The sequence below is a fragment of the Alloalcanivorax profundimaris genome (assembly GCF_015265435.1).
GTDB classification, from domain to species: Bacteria; Pseudomonadota; Gammaproteobacteria; order Pseudomonadales; family Alcanivoracaceae; genus Alloalcanivorax; species Alloalcanivorax profundimaris.
On sequence record NZ_JABJWH010000017.1, the window covers coordinates 13855 to 28512 of the forward strand.

Sequence of the window (14658 nt, forward strand, 5' to 3'; positions counted from 1 at the left end):
AACGCCGCACCAACCCACCCCGAACCCGGCTACAATCCCCCCATGACCACCTACCCCAACCCCCACCGCCTCTGGCGCCGCCGCCTGATCGCCCTGCGCAGCCTGCTGGTGGTGTGCCTGGCCCTGGCGCTGCTGACCCTGCCGCGCTTCTCCCCGGACCTGCTGCCACCGCCGGCCCTGCTGGCCGGCCTCGCCGCCCTGCTGCTGCCCAGCCTGCTGGCGGTATGCACGCTGAACGTGGCGCCGCCCCGCCAACAACGACTGCTGGGGATCGAGCTGGCCCTGGATCTGCTGTTCGTGCTGGCCCTGGTGCAACAACTGGGCGGCGCCGCCAACCCGCTGTCGTTCTATTTACTGGTGCCGCTGCTGCTCGCCGCGCTGACCCTGCCGCCGCGGGTGGCCTGGTCGCTGCTGGCGCTGACCCTGCTCGGTTACACCGTGGTGGGTCTGTGGCACAGCGCCCCGGCGCCCCACTCCACCCTGCACGCCCTGAGCCGGGAACTGAGCCCCACCCACGGCCTGGGCATGGCGGTGGTGTTCGCCGCCCTGGCGGCGGTGCTCACCCTGCTGGGCCAGGTGATCCAGTCCCTGACCCGGGAACAGCAGCGCCAGCAGGAACGGTTGCTGGAACTGGCCGGCCGCCGGGAACGGCTCTACCAGGTGGCCGCCACCCTGGCCCACCAGGCCCACGAGCTGAATACGCCGCTGAGCAGCCTGGTGATGCTGGCCGACAACGCCCGCCAGGAACCCGGCCTGCCGGAGGCCACCCGCGACGACCTGGCGCAGATCGAGGCCCTGGCCCGGCGGCTGGCGGACCGGCTGCGCCACGCCGACAACGCGGAGCCACCACAAGAATGCGCCTTCCGGGAACTGGGCGAACGGCTGCGCCAGCACCTGCGCCACCTCTGCCCGACCCTGACGCTGACCGTGGAAGGCCCCCTGGACACGCCGATCCGCAACGCTCCGGCCTGGTTCCGGGTGCTCGCCAACCTGGGTTACAACGCCATCGACGCCGGCGCCGAACGCCTGGTGGTGCGGCTGCAGGACGACGGCCGCCAGGCCCTGCTGCAGGTCAGCGACGACGGCCCGCGCCACGAGCGGCACCCGGACCGCGAGGGCCTGGGCATCGGCCTGGCCCTGGTGGAAACCACCCTGGAGACCCTGGGAGCCAGCCTGAACCTGGATTTCCACCGCCAGTGGAGTCAGGCGCGCATCATCTGGACCCCCGACCGGAGCACGGAGGACGCCCCCGCCCATGGCCACCCCTGAATCCCTGCTGCTGCTGGAAGACGACGAACTGCTGGCCCGCCAGACCCGCCGCGCTCTGGCCCGCCACGGCTGCGATACCCACTGGGCCGCCGACCTGGATGGCGCCCGCCGCCTGCTCCACCGACTGCCGGCCCTGGACGCGGCGGTGCTCGATCAGAACCTGGGCGCCGACAACGGCCTGGACCTGATCGCGCCCCTGCTGCAGCGCTTCCCGGATTGCCGGGTAATCGTGCTCACCGGCTACGGCAGCATCGCCGCGGCGGTGGCCGCCACCCGGCGCGGCGCCCACAATTACCTGACCAAACCCGCCGGCGTGAGCGACATCCTGGAGGCCCTGGAGCGCGACCCGGCGGACCTGGACAGCCTGCCCGAGGCGCCGCCCTCCCTGCAGCGCCTGGAATGGGAGCACATTCAACGGGTTCTTGACGCCCACCAGGGCAATATCTCCCAGGCGGCGCGGGCGCTCGGCATCCACCGCCGCACCCTGCAAAGGCGGTTGAAGAAGCGGCCCAGCCCGGCGCACTTCCAGCGCGATTGAACACCGCCCGGGCTTGCCCCGGGGCAGCGCCATACCGACAATGCGGTGTTTCCCCCCACGGACCGGGACCAAGCAAGGCGGTCGATGAGCAGCACGCACAGCCTAATCCTTACGGCACTGATTCTCCTCGGCGGCCTGGCGCTGGCCTCCACCGCCGGCGCCGACGAGCAGCCCACCCTGATTCTCAAGGGCGAACCGCCGGAAGCGGTGGCCGCCAACATCCGCACCCTGGTGGACCTGGGCCGCTACCCGTGCCGGCCCGGCCCCGGCCAGCAGACCCTGATCCGCCGGCAGGTGCGCGACGACGCCCGCGGCGCCCTGCAGGCCCTGGGCTTCTATCAGCCGCGCCTCACCCAGGATTACGAGCACGCCGACCAGCAACGCTGTTTCCGGCTGACGCTCACCGTGGACCCGGGCCCGCCCACCCTGGTGGAAACCCTGGACATCGAGTTGCGCGGCGACGCCGGCGACGACCCGGCCTTCCAGCGGGCCCTGGATCGAAGCCCCCTGCGCGAGGGCGAACGCCTGCGCCATGACCAGTACGAGAGCCTCAAACGCACCCTGCAGCAGTTGCTGATCAACCGGGGCTACGCGGAAGGCGTGCTCAGCCGCCACCGCCTGGAAGTGGACCGGGACCGGCACCGCGCCCGGGTGGTGCTGCACGTGGACAGCGGCCCGCGCTACCGCTTCGGCGAGGTGGAACTGGCCGGCGACGCCCAGCTCAACGACACCCTGCTGCGCGCCTATCTGAATTTTCAGTCCGGCGAGCCGTTCAGCAACGAGCGCCTGCTCGCCACCCAGCAGGCCTACCTGGGCGCCGGCTATTTCAGCGCGGTGCGGCTGGAGCGCGGCGAGCCGGACCCGGAGCGGCACACCATCGACGTCACCGTGCATTTCAGCCCGCGCAACGAATGGGCGCTGCTGGCCGGCGCCGGCATCAGCACCGACACCGGCCCCAGGGTGCGCCTGGGGGTGGAGAACCGGCGCGTCAACGCCGCCGGCCACACGGCGCGGGCGGAAACCGAGCTGTCCGGCGTGCGCCAGGGGGTGGGCGCCGGCTACACCATCCCGCTCAGCGACCCGCTCAACGAAAAGCTGGAGCTGCGCACCAGCTACGTCAACGAGGACACCGACACCAGCGAAAGCGAAAAACTCAGCGTCGGCGCCGACTACATCCTCAAGCTGGAATCCGGCTGGATCGTCACGCCGTCCCTGGAGTACCTGCGCGAGACCTACAACGTGGCCGACCAGGTGGACCAGGCGGAGCTGGTGATCCCCGGCTTCCAGCTCAGCCGCGTTAAATCCGATGACCCGGTGCACCCGCGCTTCGGCTGGCGCCTGGGCGGCAAGGTGCGCGGCGCCCACAAGGCGCTGTCGTCGTCGGCCACCTTCACCCAGTACGACCTGTGGGGCAAATTGATCCTGCCGGTGTTCAAGGGCCGCTTCATCACCCGCGGCGAATTCGGTTTCACCGACGTGGTGGACGTCACCGAGCTGCCCGCCTCGCTGCGTTTCTTCGCCGGCGGCGACGCCAGCGTGCGCGGCTTCGCCTATGAATCCCTGGGCCCGGAGAACGACGACGGCGACGTCACCGGTGGCCGCCATCTGCTGGTGGGCAGCGTGGAATACGATTACCCGATCACCGAGCGCTGGAGCGTGGCGGTGTTCGGCGACGCCGGCAACGCCTTCAACGATTTCGACGATTACGAAATCCGCCGCAGCGCCGGCTTCGGGGTCCGCTGGCGCTCCCCCCTGGGGCCGATCCGCGTGGACCTGGCCCGGGGCGTCCAGGAACACCGCGACTGGCGCCTGCACCTGAGCATGGGGCCGGACCTGTGAAGCGCGCGCTGCTGATCGTCCTGCTGATTCTGCTGGCGCTGCTGGGCACGGTGCTGGCCCTGCTCGGCACCCGCGCCGGCAACCTCTGGCTGCTGGAGCGGGCGCGCCCCTATCTGCCCGGCGAACTCAGCGTGGAAAACTGGCGCGGCAGCCTGCTCACCGGCGTCACCCTGGCGCGGCTGCATTACCGCCAGGGCGAGAACGACCAGGTCCTGGACGTGGAACTCACCGACCTGGACCTGGAAGCCGCCCCCCGGGACCTCTGGTATGGCTGGCTGCACCTGCGCCATCTGCGCGCCGGGCAACTGACCCTGACGCTGCCCGCCGGGGAGCCGGCGGACCCGGACGCGCCGCCCTTCGCCCTGCCCGCTTCCCTGGCGCCGCCGCTGGGCCTGCGCGTGGACGAACTGCGCCTGGGGCGTTTCACCCTGGCCGGCGACTCCCCCCTGGTGATCGACGACCTGCGCGGCAACGACCTGGCCGCCCGCGGCGAGCTGTCGGTGCCGGATCTGGCGTTGACGGTGGCGGACACCCGCCTGCGGGCCCGTCTGGAAGGCCGGCTCCAGCGGCCCTATGAAATGGACGGCGAACTGGACTGGCGGCGCCCGGCGACCGCCGAAGCCAATGCCGAAGCCAATGCCGAAGCCAATGCCGATGCCGATGCCGATGCAAAAAAAGCCACCGCCGGTGCCGGCCCCCTGCAAGGCCGCCTCACCCTCGCCGGCACTCCGGACGACCTGGCCGTCACCCACGACCTGAGCGCCCCGGCGCGGCTGCGCAGCGCGGGGCGCCTGGGCTACCGGGACGGCGCCGTGCACCTGGACCTGACCCACACCTGGCCGGCCCAGGACCTGCCCGTGGGCACGCCGGTACCGGTGTCCCTGGGCGAGGGCCGCCTCACCACCCGGGGCAATCTCGACCGGGTGGACCTGGACGGCGCCGCCGACCTCACCGCCGACGGCCATCCGATACGGGTGGAACTGGCCGGCCAGGCGGGCCTGAGCGATGCCCGTCTGACCCGGCTGGCGATCACCAGCGACCAACAGACGCTCACGCTCCAGGGGCAACTGGATTACGCCGACGGCCTGGCCTGGGACCTGCAGGCCAGCGGCCGCCATCTGAACCCGGGGCTGCTGGCCCCGGCCTGGCCCGGCGACCTGAGCCTGGAGACCCACACCCAGGGCCATTGGCGCGGCCCCGGCGACTGGCGTCTGGCCGCCGAGCCGCTGCGTCTGGAAGGCCGGCTCAAGAACAGCCCGCTGACCCTCACCGGCCGCGCCAGCCAGCCCGCCGGGGGCGACCTGGCGGTGACCCTGGACGGCCGCTGGGGTGATGACCGCCTGCGCGCCCGGGGCAGCGTGGGCGAGCAATGGCGCCTGGACGGCCACCTCTCCGTGGCCCGGCTGACCCGCTGGTACGCCCCGGCCCGGGGCGCCCTGAGCGCCGACTGGCGCCTGCGCGGCCCGCTCAAGACACCGCGCGTCAGCGGCTCCGCCGAAGGCCGCGCCCTGGCCTACCAGGACTGGCACCTGGCGCGCCTGGACGCGCGCTTCCAGGACCTGACCGCCGCCGATGCCCCGCTGTCACTGAGCCTGGAAGGCAGCGAACTGAGCCAGGGCGGCGTCACCCGCGTGGACCGGCTGGCTCTGAACCTGGAAGGCCGCCGCTCCGACCATCGCCTGACCCTGTCCGCCGGGGCGGAACAGGCGGACACCGAACTCACCGTCCAGGCCGGCCTCGACGACACCAACCGCTGGCGGGGCCGGCTGCTGGACTGGCGCCTGGAACAGCCCGAGGTGGGCGTCTGGCGGCTGCAACAGCCGGCCGCCTTCGAACTGGGCGCCGACCGCCAGTCCGTGGACAGCCTGTGCCTCACCGGCGAGCGCCAGGGCGGGCGCCTGTGCCTGCAAGGCAGCCACCGCGGCGGCGACCTGAAGGGCGATCTCGACATCGAAGCGCTGCCCCTGGCCCTGGCGGAGCCCTGGCTGGGCGAGGGCCTGAGCCTGGCCGGCCGGCTCAACGCCAGCGCCCGGGTGGGCGGCCGGGTAACGGCCCCCACCGGCCAGTGGCGGCTGGCCCTGGACGGCGCCGCCGTCACCCTCACCACCCTGGAGGACCCCGCCACCTTCGAGTTGGCCACCGCCACCCTGGACGGCGAACTGGAAGGCGGGCGCGTGGACAACCGCCTGGACCTGGTGATCACCGACCAGGGCGAGCTGCGCGCCCGGGTCAACACCGGCCTGGACGCCACCGCCCCGCTGGCGGGGGACATCCAGGTGGACGTGCCCAGCCTGGCGGACCTGGCGCCGCTGATTCCCCGGGTCGGCGAAGTGGCCGGCCGTCTGACCGGCGACCTGAGCCTGGGCGGCAACCGTGCCCGCCCGGCGGTGAGCGGCGAGCTGGCCCTGCGCGACGGCCGCGCCACGGTGCCCGATCTGGGCATCACCGCCGAGCAGGTTCGCCTGAGCGTGCGCGGCGACCCGTCCGGTGAACTGCGCCTGGACGGCGGCGCCCGTTTGGGCGACGGCGAGCTGGTCCTGGACGGCGTCTGGGCGCCCACCCGATCGCCCCTGGCGGTGACCCTGAACCTGAGCGGCGAGCGCCTGCGGGTGGCCAACCGCGACGACGCCGTGGTCTACGTGAGCCCGGATCTGACCCTGGAAGGCGACGGCGACGTGCTGCGCCTGAGCGGCGACCTGAACGTTCCGGAGGCCGACCTGAAACCCCGCGAGCTGCCGGAAAGCGCGGTCACCGTCAGTTCCGATCAGGTGCTGGTGGATGCCCGCGCCGAACAAAGCCGCGGCCTGCCCTTGGCCATGGCGGTGGGCGTAAGCCTGGGCGACAAGGTGCACTTCGAGGGCTTCGGCCTTACCGCCACCCTGGACGGCGACCTGCGCGTCACCCAGCAGCCCGGCCAGCCGGCCCAGCTCAACGGCGAACTGGTGATCGTGGAGGGCCGCTACCGGGCCTACGGCCAGAACCTGGCGATCGAGAACGGCCGCCTGCTGTTCCAGGGGGCGCCGGATAACCCGGGCCTGGACATCCGCGCCATCCGCAAGATCCCCAGCGAGAACCAGGTGGTGGGCGTGCAGCTCTCCGGCACCCTGCAGCAGCCGGAGGCGCGCATCTTCTCCGACCCCACCCTGGAAGAGAGCCAGGCCATGTCCTACCTGATCACCGGCCGCTCCCTGAACCGGGGCTCGGACAGCGACTCCGCCAAGGTGGCCCAGGCGCTGGCGCTGTACGGTCTGCAGAAAGGCGCCGGCGTCACCGACAAGCTCGGCGACACCCTGGGCCTGGACGAGATTTCCATCGGCAGCGACTGGGAAACCGAGGACGCCGCCCTGATGCTCGGCAAGCGGCTCTCCGACCGGCTCTACCTGACCTACGCGGTGGGGCTGTTCGACGCCATCTCCACGGTGATGCTGCGCTATACCCTGACCCGCACCCTGCACCTGGAAGCGGAATCCAGCACCAAGGCCCAGGCCATCGACCTGATCTGGGAGAAAGAACTCGAATAAAGCAGTTGAGAGTTGATAGTGGACAGTTGATAGCGCGCGAGCCGACTCACAATCGAGCTCATGGCGCCGAGGCCGCGACCTTAGTCTGGTCGCGGCCTCGGCGCTTTAAGATGTCAGGGCATTCATCCGCGTAGCTATCAACTGTCAACTGTCAACTATCAACTCAGCGAAGCGGGGATCGCGTAGGTGCCGGTGACGTGGGCCACCATGGGCGCGTTGCCTGCGCTGTAGATGCGCACCTCCAGCACCGCCGAGCGGCGGCCCAGGCGGATGATTTCCGCCTCGCCGATCAGGTCCGCCGGCGCCGGCTTGCTGAGAAAGTTGATGTTCAGATTCTGGGTCACGGCCATTTCCTGGCCGTCCAGGTTGGCGAGGATGGCGGCGTACATGGCCGCGTCCGCCAGGCTCATCAGGGTGGGCCCGGACACGGTGCCGCCGGGGCGCACCATGGAGGCGTCGAACCGGTAGCGGACCCGGGCCCGGTGCTCGCCCACTTCCTCCACCAGAATGCCCTGCTCCGCCGCCGCCGGCAGACCGCCACGGATCAGATCCTCTACCTGTTTCGCTGTCAGCATGCTTCTCTTCCCAAACAAAACCTGGACCATACGGCGGCGGACGTCGGGCTGCAATCCCGGACCGGAGGGGATCGCGACTGAAGTCGCTCCTACGCGCTCCCGGGCGCGGCAGGAGCGACCGGGCGGCGTTCCGCTTCAGTCGCGAAAGGCCAGCGCCGCCAGCTGTGGCCGGTGCGTGCACGTTTGACTAGAATGCCGGTTTGGCTTTTACCGAGCCGTCATCCATCAACCAGGGAATCACGACCGCCCATGCGCACCTCCCAGTACCTGCTTGGCACCGTCAAGGAAACGCCGTCCGACGCCGTGGTGATCAGCCACCAGCTGATGCTGCGCGCCGGCATGATCCGCAAGCTCGCCTCCGGCCTGTACACCTGGATGCCATCCGGGCTGCGCGTGCTGCGCAAGGTGGAGCGCGTGGTGCGCGAGGAAATGGACCGCGCCGGCGCCCAGGAAGTACTGATGCCGGCGGTGCAGCCCCTGGAACTGTGGCAGGAATCCGGCCGCGCCGACGACTACGGCCCGGAGCTGCTGCGCTTCACCGACCGCCACGACAACGCCTTCTGCCTGGGCCCCACCCATGAGGAAGTGATCACCGATCTGGCGCGCAACGAGCTGCACAGCTACAAGCAGCTGCCGGCCAGCTTCTACCAGATCCAGACCAAGTTCCGCGATGAGATCCGGCCGCGCTTCGGCATCATGCGCTCCCGGGAATTCGTCATGAAGGACGCCTACTCCTTCCACGTGGACATGGATTCCCTGGCGGACACCTACCAGGTCATGCACCGCGCCTACTGCGCCATCTTCGACCGCCTGGGCCTGGACTACCGGCCGGTGGAAGCGGACACCGGCGCCATCGGCGGCGCCGCCAGCCACGAATTCCATGTGCTGGCGGAATCCGGCGAGGACGACATCGCCTTCTCCGACCAGTCCGACTACGCCGCCAACGTGGAGCTGGCCGAGGCCCTGGCGCCGGCGGTGGAGCGTCCGGCCCCGGGCGCCGATATGGAGAAAGTGGACACGCCCAAGGCGCGCACCATCGACGATCTGGTCACGCAGTTCGATCTGCCGGTGGAAAAGACCATCAAGACCCTGGTGGTGAAAGGCAGCGAGGACGGCGCCCTGGTGGCCCTGCTGGTACGCGGCGACCACGAGCTCAACGACGTCAAGGCGGAGAAGCTGGACGCGGTGGCGGCGCCCCTGGAATTCGCCTCCGAGGAAGAGATCCGCGCGGCCATCGGCGCCGGCCCCGGCTCCCTGGGCCCGGTGAACCTGCCGATCCCCTGCGTGGTCGACCGCGCCGTGGCGGTGATGGGCGACTTCGCCGCCGGCGCCAACGAGGACGGCAAGCACTTCTTCCACATCCACTGGGAACGCGACGCGGCCCTGCCGGAAGTGGCGGACCTGCGCAACGTGGTGGAAGGCGACCCCAGCCCGGACGGCCAGGGCACCCTGACCATCAAGCGCGGCATCGAGGTGGGCCACATCTTCCAGCTCGGCACCAAGTACTCCGAGGCGCTCAACGCCACGGTGCTGGACGAGAACGGCAAGGCCGTGGTCATGCCCATGGGCTGCTACGGCATCGGCGTGAGCCGGGTGGTGGCCGCCGCCATCGAGCAGAACCACGATGACCGGGGCATTATCTGGCCGGCGGCCATCGCCCCCTTCCAGGTGGCCCTGGTGCCGGTGAACATCAAGAAGAGCCCCCGCGAGCGGGAGCTCGCCGAGCAGCTCTACCGGGAACTCAGCGACGCCGGCGTGGAAGTGCTGTTCGACGACCGCGAGAAGGAACGCCTGGGCGTGAAGCTGGCGGACACCGAGCTGCTGGGCATTCCCCACCGGGTGGTGATCGCCGAGCGCGGCATGGACAACGGCACCCTGGAGTACAAGGGCCGCGCCGATGACGGCAACACCGACGTGCCGGTGGACGGCATCATGGCGTTCCTGAAGGAGAAGCTGGGCGGCTGATCGCTGATCGCGGCGCGGCTAGCCGCGCCGCCGCGCCATGGTCTGGCTCATGGTGGCGTCGCCCTGGGCGGTGAGCCGCCACAGGGGCAGGCCCCGGCTATCGGTCTCCGAGGTCTTGGTGATCAGGCCCAGGGTGCGCAGCTGCACCTTGACCTGATTGAAGGCGTGCCCCGCCAGCACCACATTGCGCACCGCGTGGGCCTTGGGGAAATCCGCGCCCACGTTTTCCAGGGCCTGGCGGGCGATGTAATCCTCCAGGGCCTTCTGCATCACCGGCTCGGACACCGGATTGAGCATCAGCGGCGCCACGCAGGCGAAGATCCGGTTCCAGTCCAGGGTGCAGCTGGCCATGGCCATCTTGCAGTCACCGCCCTCGTAGACGTTGCAGGAATAGTCCAGCGCCACCGGGTCCGTGCCCCGGGCCAGATTGCGCAGTGCCCCGCGCTGGGCCGCCAGCAGTTCCTCCCGCTCCTTCTCCAGCTCCGTGACGCGGCGGCGCAGATCCCGGCCGGCCGGGTCCTCGATGCCGCCGGCGCCGGCCTGCACCCAGCCCGGCGCCGGGTACTGGCGCATCACGTCCGGCATCACCCGGGCCACCCGTTCACGCAGGTCGCTCTCGTCGCGCCAGCGGAAACTCAGGGTCTTGTTTTCCAGCAGCCGGGCGAAGTCGTCCCGGCGTACCTGGCCCTCGCGGGTGGGCTCGCGTATGTCCGGCGGCAGGTTGAGCGGATCGTCGTGGATGAAGCTGACCACCGGTTTGCGCTTGGTGGCGGCGAAGATGTATTCGCGGTGGGTATAACTCAGGCCCAGCGGCGACAGGGTGCCATAGCGACCGCCCAGCAGGATCACGAAGTAATCGCTGTCGTCGATCATGCGCTGGACCACGGGCATCAGGTTGTGGCTCTCGCCGCTGTGCATGTCCATGCCCATGGGCATCAGGCCCAGGTCCAGCAGCGGCAGCATCAGGGCCTGGCGGGCGGACTGCATGTCCGGGTAGGTGGTGCTGATGTACACCTGGTAGCGTTTGTCGACGGTCACCCCGTTCTCCTTGCTCCGGGCCGTGCGTTCGTTTGCCGGGCCGTGTATTAAAACACGCCCGGCCGGCAAAGTGTGATGCACGCCGTTTCATGCTAGCCTCGGAGGCCATCGCCGAAACCGGATGTGGATGTCATGCAGACCATCGCCTTTTACAACCTGAAGGGGGGCGTGGGCAAAACCACCACGGCCGTCAACATGGCCTGGCACGCCGCGCGCTGGAAGCACCGCACCCTGCTGTGGGACCTGGACCCCCAGGGCGCCGCCAGTTTCTACCTGGGCGTGGATGACGATGACGCCGGCTACAAGGCCGGAGGCCTGCTCAAGGGCAAGCAACCCGTGGGCCGCTTCAAACGCGAGACCCGCTGGCCCAACCTGGACGTGATCCCCGCCGACATCAGCATGCGCAACGCGGACGTCAAGCTGGTGGAGGCCGGCGGCGCCCGGAGCCGGCTCAAGCAGCTGATCGCGCCGTTCGGGGAATCCTACGAGCTGGTGGTGCTGGACTGCCCGCCTACCCTCAGCCCCTTGGCGGAGAGCATCTTCGCGGCGGCGGACTTTCTGTTCGTGCCGGTGATTCCCACCCACCTGTCCCTGCGTGCCTTCCAGCAGGTACTGGACTGGCTGGACAGCAAGAAATTCAAGAACCTGAAGGTGGTGCCCTTTTTCAACATGGTGGACCGGCGCCGGGATCTGCACGTGCAGATGCTGGTCAAGCGGCCGCCGGAAATGAAGAACGGCCTGAAAACCTGGGTGCCCTACGCCACCCACGTGGAGCAGATGGGCGACCACCAGGCGCCGGTGGGCGAAATCGCCCCCTACACCCCCGCCGCCCAGGCCTACCGGGCCATGTGGTTCGAGATCGCCGAACGGCTCAAACTCTGACCCGCGCGCGAAGCCTGCCATTCCTTGTATAATGGCGCGCCCTGCGGCGCGCCGGATTCGGCCGCCGGCCATTCCCGCATCAACCGGAAGAGCAAGCGTGCCTATTATCGACAGCGACCGGGTGTTTCAGAGCTACGGACGTTGCTGCAACAACGAGCAGTTCTTCATCGACTTCTACGACCGCTTCATGGCCAGTTCCCCGGCCATCCGCGCGCGTTTCGTGAACACCGACATGCCCGCCCAGCGGCACCTTCTGCGCAACGGCATCATGCAGCTGGTGCTGCACGCCCGCGGCATGCCGCCCACCAAGCTGCGCGCCCTGGGCGAGAGCCACTCCCGCCGCCGGCTGGACATCGATCCGGGCTGGTATGGCCTGTGGCTGGATGCGCTGATGGAAACGCTGCGGCGCCACGATCCGCAGTTCGACGCCGAGCTGGAAGCGATCTGGCGGCAGACCATCCAGCCCGGCATCGACATCATCCGCGACGCTTACTGACGCCCACCAGAGCTAGGCGTTCCAGGGGTTGGCCCGGGCCACCAGGGTGTCCACGTCCACGCCCCGGGGCAGGCTGCCGTAGTTGCGGGTGTGGCCGTTGGCCAGGCGGGCGGTGATGAAGGCGTCGCTGACCGCCTCGTTGCCGGCCTTGACCAGCTGGGCGGCCTGCATGGTCAGCGCCATGCGGTCGACCAGGTCCCGGGCCCGGTAAGCCAGTGCGTCGCTGTCGCCCAGCTCCTTGCGCAGGTCGTTGACGGCGACGTCGAGCACCGCGTTGCGGCCCTGGGCCCCGGCCAGCTCCGCGAACCAGGCGTCCAGCACCTTGGGGCTCTTGCCCATGGCGCGCAGCAGGTCCAGAGCCTGGACGTTGCCGGAGCCTTCCCAGATGGCGTTGATCGGCGCGTCCCGGTAGAGCCGGGCGAGAATGAAGTTCTCGGTGACGCCGTTGCCACCCAGGCACTCCATGCTTTCATAGGCGTGGTGCGGGGTGCGCTTGCAGATCCAGTACTTGCCCACCGCCGCGCCCAGCCGGGCGAACAGTTTCTCGTGCTCATCGTCCTGGTTATCCAGGGCGCGGGCCATGCGCCAGGTCATGGCCACCGAGCCTTCCACTTCCAGCTGCAGGTCGGCGATCACGTTGCGCATCAGCGGCTGGTCCAGCAGGGTCTCGCCGAAGGCGGCCCGGTGCGCCACATGGTGCACCGCCTGGGCCATCACCTGGCGCTGGCCGGAGGACGAGCCGATCATGCAGTCGAAGCGGGTCATGGCCACCATCTCGATGATCGCCGGCACGCCGCGACCTTCCTCGCCCACCATCCAGCCATGGGCACCGCGCAGCTCCACCTCGGAGGAGGCGTTGGAAACGTTGCCCACCTTGTTCTTCAGGCGCTGCACTTGCAGCGGGTTCTTGCCGCCGTCCTCGCGCCAGCGCGGCACCAGGAAGCAGCTCAGCCCGCCGGGGGCCTGGGCCAGCATCAGGAAGGCGTCGCACATGGGCGCGGACATGAACCACTTGTGGCCCACCAGTTCGTACAGCTCGCCGGGCCCTTCGGCGCCCACCGGGTAGGCGCGGGTGGTGTTGGCGCGCACGTCGGAGCCGCCCTGCTTCTCGGTCATGCCCATGCCGATGGTCAGCGCCTGCTTGTCGTTATGGCTGACATTGCGCGGATCATAGTCCCGGGCGGTGACCTTGGGCAGCCAGCGCTCGGCGATGGACGGCGTCAGCGTGAGGCTGGGCACGGCGGCGAAGGTCATGGTGATCGGGCAACCGTGGCCGCCTTCCACCTGGGCGTGCATGTAGTACTTGGCGGCGCGCACCACGTGGGCACCGGGGCCCGGGTCGGTCCAGGGCGAGGAATGCAGCCCCTCGCGCAGGGCCATGTTCATCAGGCTGTGGTAGGCCGGGTGATAATTGACCCGGTCCACGCGGTGGCCGTAGCGGTCGTGGGGCTCGAACTCGGGCTTGTTGGCGTTGGCCTGGAAACCCCACTCGATCACCTCCGGGCGGGTGGTTTCCCGGCCGTAGCGGCTCAGGTCGTCCAGGCCCCAGTCGCCGCCTTCACGGACCACCGCCTCCTTGAGCGCGGTGTCACCGGTGAAGGCGTCGTAGTTTTCCAGGGGCGTGGCCTGGTTGAACACTTCGTGGGTGCTGGCCAGCGGGTCCAGATTCAGGTCGTCGTGCTTGGCGTTCATGGTGCCCTCTCCCGCGCGCCGGGGCGCGCCTGTTGTCGCTGTGGTCGGTTTGCTTTCAAGAAGTCGTTTCGGCGCCGGCGCCCACCGCGCGCAGCGCGAAGGCGGTGAGCTGGTCCGGCAGGGCGGCGTCCGCCAGGGGCGCGGACAGCGGCCCCACCAGGGCCTCGGCGATGGCGCCCACCAGGGCGGCGGCGCCCAGGGCGGTGGACTGGGCCGGCAGCTCGCCGCGCGCCACGCCCTCGTCCAGCACCCGCTTGTAGAGGTCCGCGTAGGCGGCCCGGTAGCGCAACCGGGCGGCGTCCACCTCCGGCTCCACGGGTTCGGCGATCAGCGCCCAGGCCAGCCGTGGCGCCGCCATGGCGCGGCGGGCGAACACCCGCAGGGCGTGCTCCAGGCGCCCGGCCACCGGGCCGTCCCGGCCCAGGGCCCGGTCCACGGCGTCCACCTCGCGGCGGGTGGCGGCCTCGAACACGGCGGCGGCCAGGGTCGCCTTGTTGTCGAAGTAGCGGTACAGGGTGCCGACGCCCACGCCGGCGCGGCCGGCCACGGCCTGCATGGTCATGGCGGCGAAGCCACCTTCGCGGACCAGGGTTTCGGCGGTGGCCAGCAGGTGGTCGCGCTGGGCGGCCTTGCGGGCCTTCACCTGGGCGGTTTCTCGATAAGCCATGAATGGAATCCGGGTTCCGATCTTTCAAGGATTGAATCATCATTCCGGGTTTGGGGCAAGCGGCGGGGTTGGGTTGGGGGGTTCCCTCTAGAGGGGCGCGCCCGGGTGCCGGTGCGCCTGTCCGGGAACGCCGTGAACCCGTCCCTGGGGGCTCCCGGTTTGACATCCTGTCAAAC

Annotated in this window: 11 protein-coding genes; 7 read left to right on the forward strand and 4 right to left on the reverse strand. The window is 69.9% G+C overall.

Annotation, left to right across the window (positions count from 1 at the left end):
* The first annotated feature begins 42 nt into the window (after positions 1 to 42).
* From HMJ39_RS10185 to HMJ39_RS10200, 4 genes are all read left to right on the forward strand, one after another.
* Complete coding sequence (locus HMJ39_RS10185) at positions 43 to 1269, forward strand: sensor histidine kinase (RefSeq protein WP_161384532.1); 1227 nt, start codon at positions 43 to 45, stop codon at positions 1267 to 1269.
* Entirely contained in the window at positions 1256 to 1807 is a 552-nt protein-coding gene (locus HMJ39_RS10190; protein ID WP_194297225.1) for a response regulator transcription factor, read from the forward strand. Before HMJ39_RS10185 ends, HMJ39_RS10190 begins: the two co-directional genes overlap by 14 nt.
* Before the next feature lie 84 nt (positions 1808 to 1891).
* The gene (locus HMJ39_RS10195) at positions 1892 to 3646 is read left to right on the forward strand and encodes an autotransporter assembly complex protein TamA (protein ID WP_194297226.1); all 1755 of its coding nucleotides are present in this window, start codon (positions 1892 to 1894) and stop codon (positions 3644 to 3646) included.
* Positions 3643 to 7167 carry a translocation/assembly module TamB domain-containing protein gene (locus HMJ39_RS10200; RefSeq protein WP_194297227.1) on the forward strand — a complete coding sequence of 1175 codons (3525 nt, stop codon included), beginning with the start codon at positions 3643 to 3645 and terminating at the stop codon, positions 7165 to 7167. Before HMJ39_RS10195 ends, HMJ39_RS10200 begins: the two co-directional genes overlap by 4 nt.
* Positions 7168 to 7325: 158 nt before the next feature.
* Here HMJ39_RS10200 and HMJ39_RS10205 read toward each other — a convergent pair whose 3' ends face one another.
* Positions 7326 to 7742, reverse strand: a complete 417-nt coding sequence (locus HMJ39_RS10205) for a PaaI family thioesterase (protein WP_161384536.1) — start codon at positions 7740 to 7742, stop codon at positions 7326 to 7328.
* A gap of 249 nt (positions 7743 to 7991) precedes the next feature.
* On the opposite strand from HMJ39_RS10205, the gene HMJ39_RS10210 reads away from it, so the two are divergent.
* On the forward strand, positions 7992 to 9707 hold the full coding sequence (locus tag HMJ39_RS10210) for a proline--tRNA ligase (protein WP_161384537.1): 1716 nt from the start codon (positions 7992 to 7994) through the stop codon (positions 9705 to 9707).
* Positions 9708 to 9725: 18 nt separating this feature from the next.
* Here HMJ39_RS10210 and HMJ39_RS10215 read toward each other — a convergent pair whose 3' ends face one another.
* On the reverse strand, positions 9726 to 10745 hold the full coding sequence (locus HMJ39_RS10215) for a DUF4062 domain-containing protein (protein WP_256245872.1): 1020 nt from the start codon (positions 10743 to 10745) through the stop codon (positions 9726 to 9728).
* A 132-nt stretch (positions 10746 to 10877) separates the two neighbouring features.
* Here HMJ39_RS10215 and HMJ39_RS10220 point away from each other — a divergent pair, with 132 nt between their 5' ends.
* Positions 10878 to 11627 carry a ParA family protein gene (locus HMJ39_RS10220; RefSeq protein WP_194297228.1) on the forward strand — a complete coding sequence of 250 codons (750 nt, stop codon included), beginning with the start codon at positions 10878 to 10880 and terminating at the stop codon, positions 11625 to 11627.
* A 97-nt stretch (positions 11628 to 11724) separates the two neighbouring features.
* Positions 11725 to 12123, forward strand: a complete 399-nt coding sequence (locus HMJ39_RS10225; RefSeq protein ID WP_202553028.1) for a globin — start codon at positions 11725 to 11727, stop codon at positions 12121 to 12123.
* Between the two features lie 12 nt (positions 12124 to 12135).
* On the opposite strand, the gene HMJ39_RS10230 is transcribed toward HMJ39_RS10225, so the two are convergent.
* Both HMJ39_RS10230 and HMJ39_RS19055 read right to left on the reverse strand, forming a co-directional pair.
* On the reverse strand, positions 12136 to 13815 hold the full coding sequence (locus HMJ39_RS10230; protein ID WP_194297229.1) for an acyl-CoA dehydrogenase family protein: 1680 nt from the start codon (positions 13813 to 13815) through the stop codon (positions 12136 to 12138).
* Positions 13816 to 13870: 55 nt separating this feature from the next.
* Complete coding sequence (locus HMJ39_RS19055) at positions 13871 to 14482, reverse strand: TetR/AcrR family transcriptional regulator (RefSeq protein WP_194297230.1); 612 nt, start codon at positions 14480 to 14482, stop codon at positions 13871 to 13873.
* Positions 14483 to 14658 lie beyond the last annotated feature (176 nt).